The 20,179-nt window shown below is 67.6% G+C and carries 18 protein-coding genes; 14 read left to right on the top strand and 4 right to left on the bottom strand.

Annotation, left to right across the window (positions count from 1 at the left end; translation table 11 throughout):
- Positions 1 to 9: 9 nt before the first annotated feature.
- The 3 genes from ACTWP8_RS23870 to ACTWP8_RS23860 all read left to right on the top strand — a co-directional run bounded on the left by ACTWP8_RS23870 (position 10) and on the right by ACTWP8_RS23860 (position 2,418).
- Positions 10 to 642, top strand: coding sequence for a hypothetical protein (locus ACTWP8_RS23870; RefSeq protein WP_443324180.1), 633 nt, complete (start codon positions 10 to 12; stop codon positions 640 to 642).
- Between the two features lie 139 nt (positions 643 to 781).
- On the top strand, positions 782 to 1,054 hold the full coding sequence (locus tag ACTWP8_RS23865; RefSeq protein WP_443324179.1) for a hypothetical protein: 273 nt from the start codon (positions 782 to 784) through the stop codon (positions 1,052 to 1,054).
- Between the two features lie 764 nt (positions 1,055 to 1,818).
- Positions 1,819 to 2,418: an XRE family transcriptional regulator gene (locus tag ACTWP8_RS23860; protein WP_443324267.1), complete on the top strand. Its 600-nt coding sequence runs from the start codon at positions 1,819 to 1,821 to the stop codon at positions 2,416 to 2,418.
- Between the two features lie 392 nt (positions 2,419 to 2,810).
- Here the strand turns inward: ACTWP8_RS23860 and ACTWP8_RS23855 are convergent, their stop codons facing one another.
- Entirely contained in the window at positions 2,811 to 3,548 is a 738-nt protein-coding gene (locus tag ACTWP8_RS23855; protein ID WP_443324178.1) for a hypothetical protein, read from the bottom strand.
- Positions 3,549 to 3,960: 412 nt separating this feature from the next.
- Here ACTWP8_RS23855 and ACTWP8_RS23850 point away from each other — a divergent pair, with 412 nt between their 5' ends.
- The 8 genes from ACTWP8_RS23850 (at position 3,961) to ACTWP8_RS23815 (ending at position 12,244) form a co-directional block, all read left to right on the top strand.
- Positions 3,961 to 4,617, top strand: a complete 657-nt coding sequence (locus ACTWP8_RS23850) for a hypothetical protein (protein ID WP_443324177.1) — start codon at positions 3,961 to 3,963, stop codon at positions 4,615 to 4,617.
- A 260-nt stretch (positions 4,618 to 4,877) separates the two neighbouring features.
- Positions 4,878 to 5,621: a hypothetical protein gene (locus ACTWP8_RS23845; protein ID WP_443324176.1), complete on the top strand. Its 744-nt coding sequence runs from the start codon at positions 4,878 to 4,880 to the stop codon at positions 5,619 to 5,621.
- A gap of 21 nt (positions 5,622 to 5,642) precedes the next feature.
- Positions 5,643 to 5,957 carry a hypothetical protein gene (locus tag ACTWP8_RS23840; protein WP_443324175.1) on the top strand — a complete coding sequence of 105 codons (315 nt, stop codon included), beginning with the start codon at positions 5,643 to 5,645 and terminating at the stop codon, positions 5,955 to 5,957.
- Positions 5,954 to 7,204, top strand: coding sequence for a putative T7SS-secreted protein (locus ACTWP8_RS23835; RefSeq protein WP_443324174.1), 1,251 nt, complete (start codon positions 5,954 to 5,956; stop codon positions 7,202 to 7,204). The genes ACTWP8_RS23840 and ACTWP8_RS23835 overlap by 4 nt, the downstream gene beginning before the upstream one ends.
- Before the next feature lie 28 nt (positions 7,205 to 7,232).
- Entirely contained in the window at positions 7,233 to 7,814 is a 582-nt protein-coding gene (locus ACTWP8_RS23830; RefSeq protein ID WP_443324173.1) for a hypothetical protein, read from the top strand.
- Positions 7,811 to 8,479, top strand: coding sequence for a hypothetical protein (locus ACTWP8_RS23825; protein ID WP_443324172.1), 669 nt, complete (start codon positions 7,811 to 7,813; stop codon positions 8,477 to 8,479). The genes ACTWP8_RS23830 and ACTWP8_RS23825 overlap by 4 nt, the downstream gene beginning before the upstream one ends.
- 152 nt (positions 8,480 to 8,631) lie before the next feature.
- Positions 8,632 to 9,033 (top strand): hypothetical protein, encoded by a 402-nt coding sequence (locus ACTWP8_RS23820; protein WP_443324171.1) that lies wholly within the window; start codon positions 8,632 to 8,634, stop codon positions 9,031 to 9,033.
- Between the two features lie 253 nt (positions 9,034 to 9,286).
- Entirely contained in the window at positions 9,287 to 12,244 is a 2,958-nt protein-coding gene (locus ACTWP8_RS23815) for a BTAD domain-containing putative transcriptional regulator (protein WP_443324170.1), read from the top strand.
- A 703-nt stretch (positions 12,245 to 12,947) separates the two neighbouring features.
- Here the strand turns inward: ACTWP8_RS23815 and ACTWP8_RS23810 are convergent.
- Positions 12,948 to 14,612 carry a transporter gene (locus ACTWP8_RS23810; RefSeq protein ID WP_443324169.1) on the bottom strand — a complete coding sequence of 555 codons (1,665 nt, stop codon included), beginning with the start codon at positions 14,610 to 14,612 and terminating at the stop codon, positions 12,948 to 12,950.
- Positions 14,609 to 15,460, bottom strand: coding sequence for an ABC transporter ATP-binding protein (locus ACTWP8_RS23805; protein WP_443324168.1), 852 nt, complete (start codon positions 15,458 to 15,460; stop codon positions 14,609 to 14,611). Before ACTWP8_RS23805 ends, ACTWP8_RS23810 begins: the two co-directional genes overlap by 4 nt.
- A gap of 180 nt (positions 15,461 to 15,640) precedes the next feature.
- Between ACTWP8_RS23805 and ACTWP8_RS23800 the strand changes: the two genes are divergently transcribed.
- Together ACTWP8_RS23800 and ACTWP8_RS23795 are read left to right on the top strand one after the other, a co-directional pair.
- A complete protein-coding gene (locus ACTWP8_RS23800) occupies positions 15,641 to 16,651 on the top strand; it encodes a fibronectin type III domain-containing protein (RefSeq protein WP_443324167.1) in 1,011 nt (336 codons plus the stop codon).
- A 158-nt stretch (positions 16,652 to 16,809) separates the two neighbouring features.
- Positions 16,810 to 17,613: a PIG-L deacetylase family protein gene (locus ACTWP8_RS23795; RefSeq protein ID WP_443324166.1), complete on the top strand. Its 804-nt coding sequence runs from the start codon at positions 16,810 to 16,812 to the stop codon at positions 17,611 to 17,613.
- Between the two features lie 31 nt (positions 17,614 to 17,644).
- On the opposite strand, the gene ACTWP8_RS23790 is transcribed toward ACTWP8_RS23795, so the two are convergent.
- On the bottom strand, positions 17,645 to 18,391 hold the full coding sequence (locus ACTWP8_RS23790; protein ID WP_443324165.1) for a bifunctional DNA primase/polymerase: 747 nt from the start codon (positions 18,389 to 18,391) through the stop codon (positions 17,645 to 17,647).
- Between the two features lie 319 nt (positions 18,392 to 18,710).
- On the opposite strand from ACTWP8_RS23790, the gene ACTWP8_RS23785 reads away from it, so the two are divergent.
- Positions 18,711 to 20,105: a transcriptional regulator gene (locus ACTWP8_RS23785; RefSeq protein ID WP_443324164.1), complete on the top strand. Its 1,395-nt coding sequence runs from the start codon at positions 18,711 to 18,713 to the stop codon at positions 20,103 to 20,105.
- Positions 20,106 to 20,179: the final 74 nt, after the last annotated feature.

Raw genomic sequence — 20,179 nt, 5'->3', positions numbered from 1 at the left:
ATCCGATTCGTGAGCGCCGCGGTTGTGGCCGTGGCTGGAGTCCTGCTGCTGGCGACTGCCTGCGGGAGCGGCGACGACGGTGGCAGGGCGGGTGACGAGATCGCGGACGCACAGAAGCCGGACCAGCAGACGGCCGCCTCATCCACGGAGGAGAAGGGCGCGCCGAAGTTCGACCTGCCACCGGACGTCAAGGTGGTCATCGACGACGACAAGACCGGTGACAAGCCCAAGGACGAGGTCCTGAAGGACCACGGCTACGCGCTGATGGCGATGCAGGAGGCATACGCCAAAGCGGAGGCCACGGAAAACTTCGACCGCTACTGGCAGAACGAAGCCGCGGACAAATTCCGGGCCGTCTTCGCCGAATACAAGAAGCGCGGCACGACGATCACGGGAACCGACCGGTTCTACGGCCGAGCCGTGATGTCACAGGACGGTAAGAAGGCGCTCGTGACCTTCTGCGAGGATCAGAGCAAGGCATTCGACAAGGACGTGAAGAGCGGCAAGGTCGACAGGGCCCAGCCCAACCTGGACTCCTTCATCGAGATTCGAACGGTACTCGAGAAGGGCAGCGCCGGGGAGTGGCAGGTAACCGAGTACTCGGGTGCGAGGGGGAGTAAGTCATGCCAACAGGATGCCTAGGTCTATCGTCGCTCCGCCCCCCATCCGCCGTCCCCACACGTGAAAGCACCGGTACTGCCATGAGCGAGCCCGAGTATGTCTTCGACCAAGTGCAGATCGGCAAGGGGCTGCGCCCCTCGCCCAGCAAGGCTATGTAACCGTGGACAACGCCACGCTGACGCTGCTCGGGTCTGACCAACAGCCAATCGAAAGCGCCCCGTTGTCCTCCGTCACCGCATCACCGGTGCGCTTCACCCGTGGCCAGACATTGTCCCTGCTGGTCAATGGCACCCAGTACAACGTCTCGCCGGGGTGGGGCAACCATGCGGGTGGCTTCGTCTTGCCGGGCCAGACCATGGAAGTCAAGACCGCGGCCGCCCTGTTGCTGCATCTCGTCGAGAGCGCCTCCGATAGCGGCCCGGGAACGCCGTAATGACTCGCGCGGAGGGACAGGCGGTTCCGTGCTGAGCAGGGGCTACCTACAGCCCCTGTGGCGGGGGCATGCGCAGGGCGGCCACGCCTGGGCGAGCGCGTAGACGTCGGTGTTTTGGCCTGCTGCAACGCGAACCAGTGCCCGCCGCGCGGTCACGACTCCGTCGCGGCTGGCGGTGTAGACGCGCAGGGTCATCCGGGAACGACCGGCCTCGTCAGGCTTCCGGTCGGAGCTCATTGGCTCGTCTCCTCCTGGCGCTGTCGCCGTGCGGCCTCGATGAAGGTGCGGCGCGTCGATCGGGAGGCTGGCACCCGCGCGGCTGGATGGGATGTGTCCAGTGAACTGCTCATCTCGTTCGGGCTGAGGAGGCTCACAACCAGCCAACGGGCGAAGCGATGGATGAGACCTTGCATGTTGGACTGCTCCATTCAGATGGGCCATGGCCATGCCTAGGCCGCGTGCAGCGTTCACGGTGCCTTGCACGACGACAGCCTGATGGCCCATGAGGGTCATACCGGCACCCTTTTCAGGACGGTTGGGCCCTTCGGGCGCTACGGTCGAAGAACGCCCAAACGTCCGCAGGGGGAGACTTGAATACGGCCTTGCGATCAGCTATGGAGTGCGCTCGCCTATCGCCTAGGCAGCTGGCAGTCCGGGTGGGGGTCTCCGGCAAGACGGTGGAACGCTGGATCGCAGACGAGGACTTGATCCCGCACGCCAGAAACCGGGAAGACGCCTCCAAGGCGCTGGGAGTGGAAGCAGAGATGTTGTGGCCGAAGGCGGTCAAGGACCGGCTTAAGACCGGCAATGACCGAGAAATTGTGCACAGCTACCCGTATCGCTCGGCATGCCCTTCCACGGTGTGGGCCGACCTCATCGCAGATGCGACCGATGACCTGTTCTTCGGTGGCTTCACTTCTTACTTCCTGTGGACCCAGGCGCCGGCCCTTCCTGACGCATTGCGCCGCAAGACGCAGAGTGGCTGCCGAGTCCGTTTTCTGCTCGGGTCCCCCGACGGAGAGGTGACACGCCAGCGGGAAGAGATCGAGGACGTCACCCTCACGGTCTCGACGCGCATCAGGATGACCCTGGAACAGCTGGACAAGATGGGCGAAGTGGAGGGGCTGGAAGTGCGGTTCTCCGCACCGGTCGACGCCATGAACCACGTCTCCTTGTCCGTCTTCCGCTTCGATGACGAGGCGCTTGTCACCCCGCATCTGGCGAGGCTCGTCGGGCACGATTCACCGCTGCTCCATCTGCGACGATGTGACGACCGAGGAATGTTCTCCCGCTTCATGGAGCACTCCGAGGAACTGTGGTCCCGAGGTGTACCCGCGGCCGGAGCGGACGCCGTAGCTCCATAAGCGGCTGGCGAGGCCAACCCGCTGAGAAATCTGTCAGCTGTTCCGGCACTCAGCGCCCGAGTCTGGGACTTCGCCCGCGGAGATAGGCACTCGGGCGTACTCGTAACCGGGCTCCCACTGCCTGGACGGGGGCGGGACTTCGTCGAGGAGATCCCGCTGAGGTGCGAGCAGATACTCACAGGCCTCTTCAGCTACGGCTCGATCACCGTCCACGGCAAACTGGAGCAGAAATCCGCACGAGGTGACGAGTGGGAAGGAACGTCCAGGCTTACTGGCTTCTGTGGTGGGGGGCAGGCGCAGCGTGCACACGCCTGGGCGAGCGCGTAGGTGTCCGTTCCGATGCCGCCGGGATGCGCTGGTTCAGGGGCTGGGAGGCCGGACCAGGCCCCTGCTCAGCGGCGACGATGACGGCCAGGCGCACCCAATTCATCCACGTCGTTCTCGGATGCCTGATCCGCTTCCGCGCCGAGTTCATTCAGGTGCTTCAACCAACGATGAATGTCACTGGGCGTCTCCTCTGTGTTGAGGATCAGCCAGGAACCATCCGTGAAGCGCATGCGTAGCTTATTGCTCTCGTACCTGCCGAGCAATGGATCTTCGATGACCGCTTGGCCCACAGGGATCTCTGCCACAATCCGCATCCTCTCCGGGACGCGAACGGACACCCGCTTGGCCGGCGCCAGCAGCACGATACGGCCCTCCACCAAGAGGATCAGCCGCCGGTGATGCGAGGAGTGGCTGTACCAGCGCAGCAGGAACTGACCCGCTGCGCCATCCCAATCGCCGTCGAATACCTTGTCGAGGCCCTCTTGAGCAATCGCTGCATCGCGCCGTCCAACCACCTGTGCTTTGGCCTGCCGCTGTTCGCGGTCCCATCTCGTTTCATCGATGCGGTTGGTGACATCGTCGAGCCAAGCAAGCGGGATCAACACGATCTTGAACGGGTAGGAGAGAGCAGTCCCCAGCATGGCCAGCGGGCGCATCAGCGCCGGGTGCAGGCGTCCCCTACCAGCTGCATCATGTACCTCTTCGGGCGGCTCGGGAACATTGCCGATCCCGCACCACGCGCCGATCTTCGCCTCGATGCCGAGGCGTTCTCGCACGTTCCGCTGCACGCGCTTGGGCAACATGCTTCCGGCGCTCCTGTCAGTCAACCGATCTGGTCTCGTACTCAGTGCGAGCGTACCGAGAGGCTGCAGGAGGGCACTACGGTATTGACCGCCCGTCAGCGGCAGGCTCAGCTCGGCGTCCTTGACGTTCCTCTCCCGGCGAAGCAAAGGAACCAGACCCGAGGTGAGTGAGGTAGCCGAATCGTCGCTCGAGTGCATGGGCCAAGCTAAACCCACATACGCGGAGAGTCCGTCATGAGTCGCTCCTTCCAGGGCAGAACAGGCGCACAAAGGGCACGAAACCACGCACCTCAAGGGGCGCAGTCCCTGCTCGTCAGGGGCTCACTCGCGGCCCCCTCGAATCACGCTACGTGTCTATGCCATCATTTGATGGGCGATCACTTCCACACATCAGCCCCAGACCTTACGGAATATGACTATGCATACGCGCATCCGGGGCATGGCAGCAGCCTTGGCCGTTGCCGCCTCGATGACCCTGACTGCATGCAGTGACGACGCGCAGTCCACCGACAACGACAAGATTGCTGGTGCTGAGAGTTCGTCGGAGTCATCATCGTCAAGCGCATCCCCTTCCGACGACGGTATCGACCGACCGGAGATCAACCTTCCAAAGGACGTGAAGAACATCTTCGAGGAACGGCAGACGGGAGACACGGAAAAGGACGCGGTCCTGGCGGACAACGAGCGCCGCATCAACTCAATTGACGATGCCGTGCTTCGTGCAGACCTCAAATCCCCAGCGCTGTCCTTCTATTCCGCAGATGCCGCTCTAGTTTCCGGCTACAAGTGGGTCAAGAGTTTCCTGGATGAGGGCATTAGCTTCACCGGTACCACTCGCTACTTCGACCGAAGCGTGACAATGTCGGGCAAGGGTGCGGCGACGGTCACCTACTGCGCGGATGAAAGCCAAGCGTTCAACAAGGACCGAAAGACCGGAAAAGTCGACAGGGAAGCTCCGTCGGCAGACAGCTACGTCTTCTACAACACTCGGCTCAAGAAGAACGCCACGGGCGTATGGCAGACGACGTTCGTCACGTCCGAACGGGGGGCTAAGGAGTGCCAGCGTTGAGGGCACGCGCTATTGGAATTGTCCTTATGGCAGCCGTCCTCGTCACAGCCTCTCCCGCATACGCGAGGAAGGGCAAAGGAGAGGCGGAGCAGAGTGACCAGACCGGATTGTCAGAGGGGCCTAATGTTGCCTCGAAAGTGACTTTCATTCGGAAGGGTGGCAAGACGTCTTCCTCTGGCCCAATCGAAGCTACAACCAATTGGAGTCCCCCGCCATGCTGGTATGAACCATTCTTCTCTGCGAAGAATTTCAAGAAGGTCATGGAAGCCCAGTGGAGCATCTCCGAGAGTGTCGGGGGTCCCGAGGAATCTCGCACCCCGACCAAGGATCGCTATAAGAATGGAAAGCCCTACAAGAACTTCAACATAGCGAAGGAGGGGAAGGGCATGTGGTGGATCGGGGTTCAGAACCCCAAGATGAAGAAGGATCCCCGGTCCACACAGTGCGACAAACCCTGGTTCTGGGTGGACAAGGGCACCGCCCCTGATGTCCCCGAGGCTATCAGCCCCAAACTGCTTGCACAGTTGGCTTATCAGGAGACCCAGGTTCCGGAAGTGGACGTCTCCATGAATCCCGAGGGACGCCAGACCGTCAATCTGCCGACTTGGATGTGGCTGGACGTCGCAAAATTCAAGCCAGTTTCTGTCACCGCAAGCCTCCCTGGCACCGGTCTGTGGGCCACCACCACCGCCACCCCAACGAGTCTCCACATCGAACCGGGAACTGAGGAGGCTGAGGTCTTTCCCCGCTCCGGGAACTGCCTCATCGGCAAGGGCGGCAGCATCGGGACTCCGTACTCCGCGGACAAGAAGAACCAGACCCCGCCATGTGGCATAACATACCTCCGCTCCACGGCCAACACCGGGCCGCACGAGCTCAATGCCACCCTTACCTGGAAAATCACCTGGAAAGGTTCCAACGGCCAAGGTGGTGAACTGCCCGACGGCACCTTCGGCACGGCCACAGACGTCACTGTGCAGGAAGTCCAGGCCGTCAACCGCTAGCAGATAACGGGGGACTGACTCATGGGTGACAAGCTCAGGGCGAATACTGGCTTGATCGAAGAGTGCTCACGATCTCTAAAGATCATTCACCGAGAGTTCAAGAATCACAGTAATCCCGCGGACGACTATGGCGACGCGCTTGGGAACGCCGAACTCCGGGACGTTTTCGACGAGTTCTCAGACACGTGGAAAAAGACCCGTAAGAAGCTGATGGACGAAATCAAGACTCTTGCGGAGGCTACTGCCACAGCCGCTGAGAAGTACGACGAGGTCGACCGGGAGTTGGAGAAGGCTCTCCGAGATGCCGCCAAAGAGAAGCGCAGGGGGAAGAAGTGAGCAACCGTCCGAGGGATTGGGAGCCGTTGCACGACGGGGACCCAGTCGCTGGAGACCCCCACGATGTCGCGAGACTTGGCCGACATCTGCGCAACATGGCGGACGAGATCGACACGCAGGCCCGAAACATCAAAGCGTTGTCCACAGTCGAACACTGGGACAGTGATGCGGGACGTGCCTTCCACGAGGTCGCCGACGGAGCGGCCGGCAGGCTGAAGAAGGCCTTTGACCGGTACGACGAGGCGGCAAAGGCCCTCGGAACGAAGGTCCGCGAGGGCGAGTCCAACGAGTATGCGAGCGAACTCCATCGAGCCCAGAAGAAGGCGGACAAGGCGCTACTCGACTTCCGCGAAGCCGAGACTGACCACAAGCTGGCGCTGAAGAAACTCGAGAAGTACGAGGGCAAGGCCCCCAGCCAGGACGACATCACCGAGCGCACCAGGCTCGAGAAGAAGCGCGATGATGCGGCCGATCGCATGCGTGCCGCGCACGGCGGTGTAGCACACGCGAAGACGATTCGTGACGATGCCGCGAAGGCTGCTGCGAAAAGAATCAAGAATGTGGTCCATCATGATGGCGTTCATGATCCCGGCGGGATCATGAACTGGCTCGCGGACTGGGCGGACACGTTGTCCAACATCTCGGCAGTCTTGTCAGTATTGGCCGTCATCTGCGCGTTTGTCCCACCCCTGCAGTTCTTGGCACCCATCTTCGCCACCCTCGCCGTGATTTCTAGCGGGCTGGCATTGGCTGGCCACATCTACGACATGACTGCACGTGGCGGGAAATTCGATCTTTTGAAGTTGGGTGTCGACGTTCTGGGGGTGTTCCCGGGCCTGGGAGCCATCAAGGGGTTCAAGCTCGCCTCGAAGATCCCAGGAGCCGGGAGGGGTATGAAGGCCCTTGGAGCAATCGACGGCATTGGGCACAACTTCTTCAACGGAATCGGTGTCAAACTCACCAACAAGGTATTCATCCTCGGAGCGAAGGCTCTGGGCAAGACCTACAAGCCCAGGGGCAAGGGGAATTACATCACCGGCGTGATCAAGGGTGTTGGATTCGCCAATGTTCTACACAAGATCTATGGCGACCAGGATTCGGCGGGCAGCAGCCGGACGACGCCGACCCCGACAACCGGTCCGTCCCCTGCGCCAAACCAGCCTTCGAGTTCGAGCAACAGCCCGAGCACGCCCCAACCGGCTCCCCAGGTCTCACCAAAGCCGTTCCACGCGGCGCTCGCCGCATAGCGAACACGTGGCTGGAGTGGAGGTATCAGTGTACGAGGAACTCGGCGAGCTCAAGGACTGGGAATTCGTGGGACGTAGAGGGGGTGGTGTACACAATCTGATCCCCGCCGAGGTGATTGGCTCAGTTCCCGCTGCACGGCGGGCGGCTGAGCAGGCCAGCCAAGAACTGGGACTCAACTTCATGGATGATGAAGCTGTGTTGAAGATGCTCAGGCTGCGTCACCTCGATGAGCTTCATATGTTCCGGTCCGGTGCCGTACTCGGAGTTCCGCTGGCGCTCATCGGCTCCGGTTTCGGGGTCTACTGGGGGGCGTACGTCCAGTATTGGGAATCTGGCAGGAACCAGCTGATCTATCTGGTTGTAGCGGGGACACTTCTGGGCACCCTGCTGTACTTCTATGTCCGGAGCGCCCTCGCTCACTGGAGAGATCCGAGTCGGCAGAACGTGCGCGCACGTGCCCGCGAGTACCGCAACGTCGCGCGGATCGCCCGTGCGGGCGGAGCCGATGTGCCTCCCCGCTATCCGTATTACGGGCCGTACCCCTTCGCTGCCAATTATCACCCCGCGGCGAAGGAACTTGAATTGCCAGAGAATAAGGGCCCAGCATGACCGCGCCAACCACCCAGGAAGAGCTGCAAATACCAAGTGGCGGTGGGGACATCTACGTCCGGTGGTTGATGCCGGAGGAATTCTGGGAAATCCCTCTGACAGTCGAGGACTTGGACCACACTGCCGAACTGCTGTTGGAGCTGGCCCAGGAGGTATTGCCAAGCGCCGATACCGAGCTACAGGTCGAGTGGGCAGCAATGTGCGCTGCGAACTATGATCACTTCCTGTATGCTGGTATAGAGTACGCAGGCTTTTGTTTGGTGGAGGTTGACGGCGCGCGCTGCACGGCCACAGTGGCTGTCTCCAAGTTCGATCTCGACAATCCAGACTCTAAGCGCCCCGTCGAGCTTCTGGCTGCCACGCTCCGCAATCTGGACATCGGCGAAGTTTCAGAGATCGAACTGCCTTGCGGGCCAGCTGTTTCTTGCATAGGCAACAGACAGGGCAGCGTGGACGGTGCACTCACGCAATCCGGCGTGGACGAGCCGGTTTGGACGTCGTTCATACAAGTACAGGTGCCGTTGACCAACGGTACGGTGATCGTGATGGAGATGAGTACCCCCACCTCAGAAGGCTGGGACACCTTTTCCAAGATGTTTGCAGGAATCGTACGGGGCATTCGCCTGTTCGACGCCAGCGGCACACCCATTGTGATGGCCAAGTGACTCGTGAAGGGCCTCCTCCCGCGATACCACGGGACTACAAGCTCCTTGTACCCCGCGACTGGTTTCGAGTGGACCTTACCCATGAGCACTGGCGCCCACAGCTGAAGACCTTCGTGGATTCGCATACTAGGGGGAAGAGCCTCTCGTCAGAGGTGAAACAGAATATCTGGGCCAGTTTGCGTAATACGGCAGAAGTGGGTGTGGCCCACGGTGCGCTGGAGTTCTTTCTGAAGTCGGAATCCGACAATGGCAGGGTCATGCCTGCATCGCTGCTGGTGTCGATGGTTCCTACGCGGGGCCAAACCCCCATCTGCCCCGAGGAATTGGCGAAGGCCCTCGCGGAAAGGAAGGGCACGGCTAACATCTCCACTTTCGCTCTCCCGGCTGGCGAGGCCGTGCACGTCCTCGGTGCGACCAACCTGGATTTCCACGTCCACATTCCGGGCGGCGTGGGGTACTTGGTGCTCTCGTTCTCCGTCCCGCTGAGTGGCATGGGAGGAGCGCTGGGCAGGCTGTGCGAGGCCATCGCACAGTCACTGCGCTGGGTCATGTGATACGTCGCGTTTGCGAGTCAGAGCTGGCACCGGGCCCAGAGGCGGTGTCAGGTCGACACGTCTGGCCAGGGATGTTCGCTGCGGTCCTGCCCCGGCTGCTCGTAGTCACCGCCGCCATCCGGGAAGGAGCCGCGCGCGGAACCCGGCGCTCGATACGGGCTTCGACACCCCGTCGCCCGGTGACTAGGCTCATCAGACCAACACCCTTATGGGCCCAAGTGACCTGAACGAAGGCATAGGTAGGAACCCCGCCATGGCGCGCACCAGCAGCCCCACCCCCGTCCGGATCGGACGCCAACGCACCGCCGGTGACTTCGTCAAGGCCTTCTTCGCGTTCATCGCGCTGGCCGTGCTGCTCGTCGGTGTGCCGCTCGCGCTCGCGTCGCAGGTGGGGTGGCCGCTGCCGAGGACTGTGCCGTCGCTCGACACGCTGCAGCAGGAGATCACGGCGACCGTCTTCATCAAGGTGCTGACCGTGGTCGTTTGGGTGGCGTGGGCGCAGTTCACGGCCTGTGTGCTCGTGGAGGCCAGGGCGGAGCTGTCCGGGGTCGGGGTGCCCGTGCGGATTCCCGGGGCCGGCCCGAGCCAGATGCTGGCGCGGCAGCTGGTCGCCGCGCTGCTGCTGGTCGGCGCGACCGCCGCGAGCTTTACGCCCGGCCTGTCGCAGCTGGGCCAGCAGCTCGACGGCAACCAGCGCCCCACCGTCGCCGCCGCGCAGCAGACGCCGGGTCAGTTCGTCGCCGAGCAGGTCGCGGAGGCCGCGCAGCAGGTCGCGCAGCACGCGGACAACACCAAGGTGCAGGGCGGCCAGAAGGCGCGGATGGAGCAGGGCGGTACGAAGTTCTACCGCATCCAGCCGCCCGAGGGCCGCCACCACGACTCCCTCTGGGAGATCGCCGAGCGGCACCTCGACGACGGCCGCCGCTACAAGGAGATCTACGAGCTCAACAAGGACCGCGTACAGCCGGACGGTTCGCGGCTCTCGCAGGCCAGCCTCATCCGCCCCGGCTGGATCATGGAGATGCCCGCGGACGCGCACGGCGGCGAGCTCGTCGAGATGCCCGACGACGGCCCGAAGGTGCCGGAGAACGTCCGCGAGCAGATCGCCGACTACGACAAGTCCAGCCCCACGCAGAGCCCGAGCGGCGGCGACAGCGTGACGCAGCCCATCTCCGTCACGCCCGACTCCCCGACAGGGCCCGAGCAGCTCCCCGCCGACCCCGGCCCCACCGGGGGGCACGAGCAAGTCGCCACCCCCGCCGCCGAATCCGGCTCCTCCTTCGGCCTCTCCGACGCCCTCATGGGCGCCCCGCTGCTCGCCGCCGGCCTGCTCGCCGCCCTCGGCCGGCGCCGCCGCGCCGCGCTATGGCAGTCGGCGATGCGCGCGGTCGGCGGCCGTACACCCGAGCTCGCCACGCCCACCGGTGCGGCCGCCGACATCCAGGACTCGCTGTTCGTCGGCGCCGACCCCGACGCCGTACGCGATCTGGACCGCGCGCTGCGCTGGCTCGCCGCCGCCCTCGGCGCCGAGTCCAAGACGCTGCCGACCGTCTACGCCGCGTGGCTCACCGACGCCGAGCTGCACCTCCAGCTCGCCCACCCCGCCGGCCAGCCGCCCGCGCCCTGGCAGCTCGGCCAGGACCAGACGTTCTGGCGTGTGCAGCGCTCCGACCTCCGGTCGATCGAGAACGTCGACGAGGCCGCCGCCCCGTACCCCGGCCTCGTCAGTCTCGGCACGCTCGACGACGCCCGCCTGCTGCTCAACCTCGAGGCCGTCCCCGGCATCGTCTCGCTGTCCGGCCGGGCCGCCGACCGTACGGCCGTGTTCGCGTCCGTCGCCGCCGAACTCGCCACCAACGGCTGGTCGGACCGGCTGACCGTGACCCTCGTCGGCTTCGGCGCCGAGCTCGGCGCCCTCGCCCCGACCCGCATACGCCACGTCGAGGACGTCGCCGCGCTGCTGGAGGACATGCGGGCCGAGACCGGGCAGCGGCGCCGCGCGCTCGGCAACGCCGGACACGACTCGGTGCTCACCGGCCGCACCGGCCAGGCGCAGCACACCCAGTGGGCCCCGCACCTGGTACTGCTGGCCGCCGAGCCGACTGAGGAAGAGGCGGTTGAGATCGCCGAACTCGCCGCCGACTCGGGGCGGCTGGGCATCGGCTACCTCGTCGGTGCCACGTCCGACGGCCTCCCCGGCGCGACCTGGGAGCTGGAGATCACCTCCGACGGCCGGCTGCTCGCCCCGCTGCTCGGCCTCGAACTCAAGGCCCAGCTGCTGCCGCAGGAGCAGCACGCGGCGGTGGTCGAGCTGTTCGCGGCCGCGGACCTCGACCCGGACGGCGGCGCGGGCGAAGGCGGCCGAGGCGGCGACGGCGGCGCCGACGTGTCCCGGCTGCCCTTCATGGTGGACATCACCGAGCGAGGGCGGCCCGCGGTGTACGCGCGACTCGTGGGCCCGTACGAGGTCATGGGCCTCGAGGACCCCGACGGCGAGCGCAGCCCGCTGCTCCACGAGGCCCTCGCCATGCTGCTGCTGCACCGCGAGGGCGTGCACCCGCGCGTCCTGGCGTCCGGTCTGTGGCCGCGCGGCGCGACCGAGGACGTACGGGACGCGCTGATCGAGCGGCTGCGCAGCTGGCTCGGCAACGACCCGGACGGCGCGCCGCGGCTGCGCACCGATGACACCGGGCGGCTGACTCTGGCCTCGTCCGTCGTCTCGGACCTGGACGTGCTGCGCACCCTCCACCACGAGGCGACGGCCGGGCGCGGCGCCCGCCGCGCGTCCGTACGGGAGCGGCTGCTCACCGACGCCCTCGCGCTCGCCCGCGGCCCGCTGCTCGCCGACCGGCCCGCGGGCCGCTACGGCTGGCTCTCCCACGAGATCATCGAGGCTCAACTGCCGCTGCTGGTCGCGGACGTGGCGCTGGCGCTGTCGGCGCACCACCTGGGCGCGGACAACCCGGCGGCGGCCATCGAGTCCCTCAACACCTCGCTGGTGTCCGCCCCGGCCGACGAGCGCCTCTGGAACGAACTCCTCCGCGCCGTCCACGCCACCGGCGACACGGCGCTGCTGACGTCGACGGCGGAGGCCCTGATCGAGCGCAACCATGCCCTGAGCGGCGGCGCCCGCGGCCTCCCGCCCCGCACGGAAGCCCTCCTGGACGAGCTCCTCCCGACCTGGCGCACCACCCAGGCCGCCGCCAACTGACGGGCCGTAAAGGCCGAGAAGCGCCGCCGCAGGCGCGCGCTCCAAGGCGGAGGCCGCGGCTGCGGCGCGCGCGGGCGAGACGGGCAGGCAGCACCCGCCCGAGTCGAAGTGGCGGAACGCTCTGGCCTATATGGCCGTGCCCGCGGCCATCGCCGGGGGCATCGCCGGAACGTTCGTGTTAGGCCAGGGGCTGTGGCGGTCCCTGGCCCCCGGTTGGCCGGGAGGCGGCCGCGCCTTCGCGGCGTCCGCGGGCTTCCTCGTGGTCGCCACCCCGGCGGTGGCGCTGGCGGGCGCAGTGTGGTTCGTCCGGCTCCGACGGAACGGCCGCAGGCAGGCGTGGCTCCTCACCCCCCGTCGCGGGAGCCTTCGGGCTGCTCTGCGTGCTGTCGCTGACGGCCTTCCTGGTGTCCTTCGGCGGCCGCAGGCGCAGGCCGCGACCGGGTTGCGACACCGACGACTTCAGGTGCTGTGTCCACGGCCTCCCCGTACGCAGCGGCGTACACGCTGGGCGGAGCGGCCGTTGCGGGACTGGTGAGCGCGGTGCGCTGAGAAGGGCCTCCGGTGACTCCCCGTACTGGCCCGGGGCCGGCGTCACCCACTGGCCGAGACGTCCGGGGCCCAGCCGGTCCCAGGGTCGCGGGGCCAGGTCGGAGCAAGGCCCACAGGGGGCCGTACGCGCGGGCAGCCGCGGCAAGTAAGCCCGTTACTTCCTGCTGACCGCCGTCAGGATCTCCGGCAGGCGCGCCGCCACCCGCGGTGCCGCCAAGCGGAGGCCCAGGACCGCGACACCCAGCCCGTACGCCGCGCCCAGCGGGAGGATCAGCCACAGCCAGGCGTGGCCACCCGACACATGCAGCCATATGTCCAGAGCCAGCAGCGGCGCGCACAGCAGCGCACCCACCAGCGTCCCGCCCAGGATGCTGATCCAGGCCAGGCCCACCTGACCCGGCGCCACGTTCTTGTAGCCGCTGTCCTGGGGGATCGAGTACGGGAAGAGTGCCGAGGCCAGCGCGCCCGTGGCCAGGAGCGCGCCCAGCAGGGCGAGCGAGAGGCCCAGCGCGTCGGGGATCGCCTGCCACTGCCCCATGAAGGCCGCCGCCGCCAGCACCACCAGCGTCACGTACGGCAGCGCCACCGCGCCCAACGCCATGGCCCGCCCCCGTAGTTCCAGGTACGCGTCGCGCGGCGTCGAGATCGTCAGTGCCACCATCCAGAAGGCGGAGGTGTCCTGCCCGAACTGGTTGTACATCAGCATGCCGAGCAGTCCCGCCGACCAGCACGCCGTATACACGCTGCCGCCGCCCTGCACCGCCGTCACCACCGGCAGCAGCAGCCCGATGGCCAGCGAAGTCGCCCACGCGGCCTTCGCCTTCGGGTCGCGCCACGCGTAGCGCAGCGTCCGCAGCATCACCGTGCCCGTACGGCCGGCCGGAAGGAGCCGGGTCAGCCCGGCGATACCGAAGCCGCGGCCCTCCTTCCCCTCCTCCCGCGTGGCCGCCTGCAGCGTCGAGCCGTCCGGGCTGGTCATCAGGCGGGTGAGGCTGTGCTGCCACCAGCGCACCAGCAGCGCCAGCGCCACCCCGTTGAGCAGCAGTTGAACCGCGGCCTGCCCGTACGAGCCGTCGCCCGCCGCGCGTACGGCGTCCACCGCCGACGCCGGCGGTACCCAGCGCAGCACGTCCGCCACCGGCTCCAGCACCTTCAGCCCGTCCGGCTGGGCCAGCTTCTGCACGCCGATGTTCACGAACTGCGCGCCCACCGCGACGACCAGGCCGCTCAGCAGCGCAAGATCACGCCCCCTGCGGCTGGTCAGCAGCCGTATGTTCCCGGCCGCGACCGCCCGTGCGAGCGCCACGCACACCAGCACCACCAGCGGTACGGCGACCACGCCCGCCGCTACCCCCGCGCCCCCGCGTCCGACCGCGATCACCGAGCCCAGCGCGAGCGTGAGCGTGAACAGCGGGCCGACGCCGATCAGCGAGGCGACGAGCAGCGACACGACGACCGGGCGCGGCCGCAGCGGCAGCATCACCAGCCGCGTCGGGTCCAGGGTCTCGTCGCCGCTGGGGAAGAACAGCGGCATGACCGTCCAGCCGAGCGCGATGACGGCGATGACCGTGACGACGAGCGCGGGCGCGTGCGCGTAGCCGCGCAGCGCGATCAGACCGAGCATCTGCAGCGCCGCGAAAAGCAGCGTCACGACGATCGATGCGACGTACGCGGCCGTACGCCCCGACGACTGGCGCAGCCCGTTCCGCAGCAGGGAGAGCTTCAGCCGTACGAAGACGGGCGTGACGGAGGCGGCCGAAGGCGAGGAAGGAGGAGAAGAAGGAGAAGAAGGAGGAACAGCAGCAGCGGCGGTGGTCATCGGGCGCCGCCGCCAAGCCAGTCCAGGTCCTGTCCGGAGCCGCGGCCGCCCGCCCCGACCAGCTCCAGGAAGGCGGCCTGGAGCGAGCCCGCGCCGCCCCGCACCTCGGCGAGCGTCCCGTGCGCGCGGATCCGCCCCGCGGCCATCACCGCCACCCAGTCGCACAGGCTCTCCACCAGCTCCATCACATGGCTGGAGAAGACGACGGTCGCGCCGGACGCGGTGTAGCGCTCCAGCACGCCCCGGATCGTCTGCGCCGACACCGGGTCGACCCCCTCGAAGGGCTCGTCGAGGAAGAGGACTTGGGGATTGTGGAGGAGGGCGGCCGCCAGGCCGATCTTCTTCCGCATGCCGGTCGAGTAGTCGACGACGAGCTTGTGCTGCGCGCTCGCCAGGTCCAGGACGTCCAGCAGCTGGGTGGCCCGCTTGTCCACCTCCTCGCCGGGGAGGCCGCGCAGCCGGCCGGTGTACGCGAGGAGCTCGCGGCCGGACAGCCGCTCGAACAGGCGCAGGCCCTCGGGCAGTACGCCGATCCGGCTCTTGACCGCGACCGGGTCCTGCCAGACGTCGTGGCCGCCGACCTCGACGCGGCCGGAGTCGGGCCGCAGGAGGCCGGTGATCATGGAGAGCGTGGTCGTCTTGCCCGCGCCGTTCGGGCCGACGAGCCCGATGAACTGGCCTGCGGGCAGCTCGAGATCGACTCCGGCGACCGCGACCTGCTCGCCGAATCGTTTCCACAGTCCGTGGATACGGACGGCGGGCGGCGCGGCCCCGGTCGTTGTCGCCGCTGCGGCTCCCGCAGCCGCCGATCCCGCCGCTTGGTCGATGTGCTCTGGCTCCAGTACCACGTATGGCGCCTTTCGTGTCCCCGTGTCGATGTCCCCGTGGGCGGGGGGCCTCGCTGAGCCCCCGAACCGTGGCCAACGATAGGGGCGGCGGATCACGGTGCGGACACTGTGTTGTGGCCTCTTGATGAGGACCGGCACCTGTGCCATATATGTCTAGACCATTCCGTTCATCGTCGCCGAATGGAAGGCATGACCGTGAGACGGATTCCCGGGCTCGCCGTGCTGACCTCTGCCGCCCCCGCCCTCCTCCTGACGGCCTGCCTGACCACCCGCCTGTCCGCCTGTGGGGCGAACGGCGGGGATACGCAGGCCCCTTCGGCCCCGGCCGGCGTCACGGTCCATGCCAGCAGCTCCACCTCCGTCCACGTCATGTGGAGCCGCTCCACCGATGACGTCGAGGTCGCCGGTTACGAGGTGTACGAGGGAAGCAGGCTGGTCAAGAAGGTCACCGGCGAGCGGTACATGGTCGATGTCGCGGGCCTGAAGCCGTCGGCCGTCTACACGTTCACCGTCCGGGCCCGGGACGCTGCGGGCAACCTCTCCATGGCGAGCAAGGACATACGTGTCACCACACTGTCCGCGGCCGCCGCCGACGACCGCGAGCCGCCCACCCGTCCGGGACGCCTGCGCGGCCGGGCCGACGGCGGCCGCGCCGCAACCCTCACCTGGGGCAAGTCGACGGATAACGTGGGCGTGGCCTCGTACGACATCTACCAGGGCGACGCGAAGATCCACAGCGTCAGCGGCGACGAGACCACGGCGCTGCTCACCGGGCTGAGGCCCGGCACGGACTACACGTTCACGGTCCGGGCGCGAGACTCCGCGGACAACGGCTCACCGGCCGCCCGCGCTCTGGACCTCACCACCGCCCCGGGGCCGGGCGGCGGCGGCACAGCGCCGACCGGCTTCCGGGCGAAGACCCACGCCGCCGCGGGCAAGCACTACCTCGACCTGTCCTGGGTGCCGCCGAAGACGGGCGGCGAGATCGCGGCGTACGAGATCTACCTCGACGGCAAGTTCGCCACGACGCTGACATGGGGCGCCGCCCCACCCAAGGGCCGCGCCACGCACAGCTTCTACGTCGGCGAGCAGCCGGGCACGACGTATTCGGTGAAGATCCGCGCCAAACTCCCCGACGGCACGTGGGGAAGCTTCTCCCCGCAGCGGACCGTCACAACCGCCCGCCGGTGACGTCACGACCGCCCGCCCATGACGGGGCGGGCGCAGGGTACTGCTTCGCGCCGCGGTGGTCTCTTCGCCCGGGTTGTGGTTGCCGCCCCTGCCCGGCCGCCCCTGCCCCCTGCCGGGCACTATGCCGCCTCTGCTGCCAAGGGCGCCAGAATGGGCCCATGGCAACTGTTGTGGCTTTTCCCGCGCACCCCGACGACGAGGTTCTGCACACTGCGGGCACGCTCGCTCGCGCCGCTGCCGACGGCCATCGGACGGTGATCGTGGCCGCGACCGACGGGCTGATGGGCGCCGCCCCGGAGGGCAGCGAGCCGCCCCGTCTGGGCGAACTGCGGGCGAGTGCGTCCGTGCTCGGCGTGGTTCGTGTCGCCCACCTGGGATATGCCGACAGCGGCCACGGCAAGGACCTCTACCCGGATCCGCCGGATCGAGCACGCTTTATGAGGGCGCAAACGGAAGAGGCCGCCGAGCGACTCGCGAAGATCCTTCGCGAGGAGAATGCCGACGTTCTGCTGATCCACGATGCCAAGGGCGGTTATGGCCACCGCGATCACATCAAGGCGCATCAGGTGGGCAAGCGCGCCGCCGAACTGGCAGGCGTGCCCCGGCTGCTGGAGGCGACCATGCCGCGCGATGTCGTCGGCCGTCTGGTGGGGCTGGCACGTTTACTGAGGGTCCCCTTGCGCTACGACCCCGAGACGCTTCGTACCGCGTACAGCCCGCGCGAGGCGATCACACACTCGGTCGACGTGCGTCGGTTCGCCGCACAGAAGCAAGCAGCCCTTGCCGCCCACCGCTCCCAGGTGACGGGAACCGGCCGGGGCGCGCGGATTTTCAGGGCGCTGGTCCGGCTTCCCTCCCCCGTCTTCGGGCTGCTGCTCGGTCGGGAGTGGTTCGTCGAAGCCACCGGGACGCCGCCCACTGCTCACCCGGCCGCAGATCTCTTCAAGCCGACCGCCCCGTAGCCCTACGCCCCAAGCTTGAAAGCAGCAGCCCCTAGCGTGCGCGGGAAGCTGCCGCCTCGCGGCCGCAGGCGTACGCGAGGGGGCTGATGAGCTCTTCGACGTCCGGCAGCCAGAGGTTCACCGCCGTCGGCTGCCGCGCCCACTGCACCGACCCCCGCGCCCCCACTCGCGTCGGCGGCGCCGCCACATAGTCCCCGTCGCCCCGCCCGACGAGATCGAGCGCCCGCGGCGGCCAGCCCAGCTTCCGTACGAGCTCCGGCACCCTCGTCGCCGCGCCCGGCTGGACGAAGAAGAGCATCCGCCGGTCCGGCGTGGAGGCGATCGGGCCCAGCGGCAGCGCCAGCCGCTCCATCCGGGCCAGCGCCAGGCACCCGGCCGACTCCGGCACGTCCAGCGCGTCGAACGTACGCCCCGTCGGCATCAGGATCGACGCCAGCGGCTGCTTCGACCACAGCCGCCGCACGCCGACCGCGCTGGCCGTCGCCTGCGCCGCCCAGTCCGGCCGGGCCGGGTGCGCGCCCGGGGCCGGGCAGTTCGCGTCCCGGCACGAGCAGCCCACGTTTCCCCGGCTCGCCTCGAGCCACGTCCCGGGGAACACATCCCACTGCCGCTCCTCCGCGTACCGCACCGCGATGTCGAGCAGCAATTCGCCCCGCTGCCTGGGGACCTGAGGGGGGCCGGTGCCCGTGCCGGTCCCGACGCGGGTGACTCCACGCGCGCCGACGTTTCCTGCGACTCCGGCGGCTCCGGGAACTCCGATGGTCTCATCCACGTTCATCACAACTTCCCTCGTCACCAGGGGTTACGGGCCCGGCCGCCGTTTCCCGGCAGCAACCTTTTGGCACGCGGGGCGCACAGGTGCACTGGCGGGGGCGCGCACGCGAATGGTTTGCGACGCGTGGGTATCCCCTAATGCGGCATAGAGCGCACGAGTCATCCGGAAGTACCCGCTGAGTTCCGGTCAGTCCCACAGAAGACCATTGAAAAACACTGAAGGCTGACGAAGACCACTGAAGACGCTGAACTGCGCCAATACAAGGAATTTACGGGATCACGGCGGGGCAGAGATCACTTGCATCGACTAAGGGGGTAGTGCCATGGCCGCCAGGCCACTCGTAGCGCGTCAGCCCAATGAACGGCTCCAGGCGCTGATTCAGGAGGCCGCCTGTTCCAACGCCGGCCTGGCCCGCAGGGTCAACATGTGCGGCGCCGAGCACGGTCTCGACCTGCGCTACGACAAGACGTCCGTCGCGCGCTGGCTGCGCGGCCAGCAGCCGCGCGGCCGCACCCCCGCCATCATCGCGGAGGCCCTCGGCCGCAAACTCGGCCGCACGGTCACGATCGACGAGATCGGCATGGCGAACGGCAAGAACCTGGCCTCAGGCATCGGCCTGCAGTTCTCCCCCACGGTCGTCGGCGCCATCGAGCAGGTCTGCGAGCTGTGGCGGAGCGACGTGGGGCGCCGGGACTTCCTCTCCGGCTCCTCGGTCGCGTCCTCCGCGCTCGTCGAGCCGAGCCGCGACTGGCTCATCACGGGTGGCGACCCGCGGGTGGAGCGTACGGCGGGGGCGCGGGTCGGACGCGCGGACGTCGCGGCCGTACGGGCGATGACAACGGCCCTCGTCGAACTCGACCACCGCTTCGGCAGCGGTCACGTACGGCCCGTGGTCGTGCACTACCTCAACAGCGTCGTGTCCGGGCTGCTCTGCGGCTCCTACGCGGAGGCGGTCGGCCGCGACCTCTTCGCCGCCGTCTCCCGACTCACCGAGCTGGCGGGTTACATGGCCGTCGACACCGGCCAACCGGGGCTCGCGCAGCGCTACTACATCCAGGCCCTGCGCCTCGCCCAGGCCGCGGGGGACCGGGGCTTCGGCGGATACGTGCTGGCGGCCGGCATGAGCCACCTGGCCGCGACGCTCGGCAACCCGCGCGAGATCGCGCAGCTCGCGCGCGCCGCTCAGGAGGGGACGCGCGGGCAGGTCACCCCGCGCGCGGACGCCATGTTCTTCGCGGCGGAGGCGCGCGGGCACGCGCTGATGGGGGATGCGCGGGCGTTCCAGGAGGTGGCGGCGCGGGCGGTCGCGGCCATGGACAGGGCCGACGGCTCGTCCTCCGCGGGAACGGGCGACGATCCACCGTGGATCGCGCACTTCGACTACGCCTATCTGGCCGACGAGTTGGCGCACTGCCACCGCGACCTGGGCCAGGCCGAGGCCGCGTGCCGCAAGGCGGAGGAATCGCTCGCCGGGCACCCGGAGTCGCGCGTACGGCGGCGGGCCATCGGCCTCGTCCTGCTCGCCTCCGCGCAAGTCCAGCAACGCGAGATCGAGTTGGCGTGCCACACGGGCACGCGGGCCGTCGAAATGCTCGACGGGCTACGGTCCAACCGCGGGGCGGAATACCTCAGGGACCTGCGGCACCGGCTGGCACCGTTCGGGGAGGAGTCGGTGGTACGGGAGTTCGGCGCCCGCCTGGAACTGGTCCCGGCTTGACCGGTTGTGGGCATTCGTTCCGCCCCGGGCCCCCCAGACGGCACCCCAGGGGGGAAAAAACCCCCCCCCACCCA

Origin of the sequence: Streptomyces sp. 7N604, from assembly GCF_052245475.1 — a bacterium.
Taxonomy (GTDB): domain Bacteria; phylum Actinomycetota; class Actinomycetes; order Streptomycetales; family Streptomycetaceae; genus Streptomyces.
Note: the sequence above shows the minus strand (reverse complement) of the source record. Positions and strands in the feature narration are given on the sequence as shown.

Coding starts and splice junctions, on each gene's coding strand:
- ACTWP8_RS23850 (WP_443324177.1), top strand. CDS start 3,961: ATGACTATGCATACGCGCATCCGGGGCATGGCAGCAGCCTTGGCCGTT.
- ACTWP8_RS23845 (WP_443324176.1), top strand. CDS start 4,878: ATGGAAGCCCAGTGGAGCATCTCCGAGAGTGTCGGGGGTCCCGAGGAA.
- ACTWP8_RS23795 (WP_443324166.1), top strand. CDS start 16,810: ATGGCAACTGTTGTGGCTTTTCCCGCGCACCCCGACGACGAGGTTCTG.
- ACTWP8_RS23790 (WP_443324165.1), bottom strand. CDS start 18,391: ATGAACGTGGATGAGACCATCGGAGTTCCCGGAGCCGCCGGAGTCGCA.
- ACTWP8_RS23840 (WP_443324175.1), top strand. CDS start 5,643: ATGGGTGACAAGCTCAGGGCGAATACTGGCTTGATCGAAGAGTGCTCA.
- ACTWP8_RS23825 (WP_443324172.1), top strand. CDS start 7,811: ATGACCGCGCCAACCACCCAGGAAGAGCTGCAAATACCAAGTGGCGGT.
- ACTWP8_RS23810 (WP_443324169.1), bottom strand. CDS start 14,612: ATGACCACCGCCGCTGCTGCTGTTCCTCCTTCTTCTCCTTCTTCTCCT.
- ACTWP8_RS23855 (WP_443324178.1), bottom strand. CDS start 3,548: ATGTTGCCCAAGCGCGTGCAGCGGAACGTGCGAGAACGCCTCGGCATC.
- ACTWP8_RS23860 (WP_443324267.1), top strand. CDS start 1,819: ATGTTGTGGCCGAAGGCGGTCAAGGACCGGCTTAAGACCGGCAATGAC.
- ACTWP8_RS23785 (WP_443324164.1), top strand. CDS start 18,711: ATGGCCGCCAGGCCACTCGTAGCGCGTCAGCCCAATGAACGGCTCCAG.
- ACTWP8_RS23815 (WP_443324170.1), top strand. CDS start 9,287: ATGGCGCGCACCAGCAGCCCCACCCCCGTCCGGATCGGACGCCAACGC.
- ACTWP8_RS23800 (WP_443324167.1), top strand. CDS start 15,641: ATGGAAGGCATGACCGTGAGACGGATTCCCGGGCTCGCCGTGCTGACC.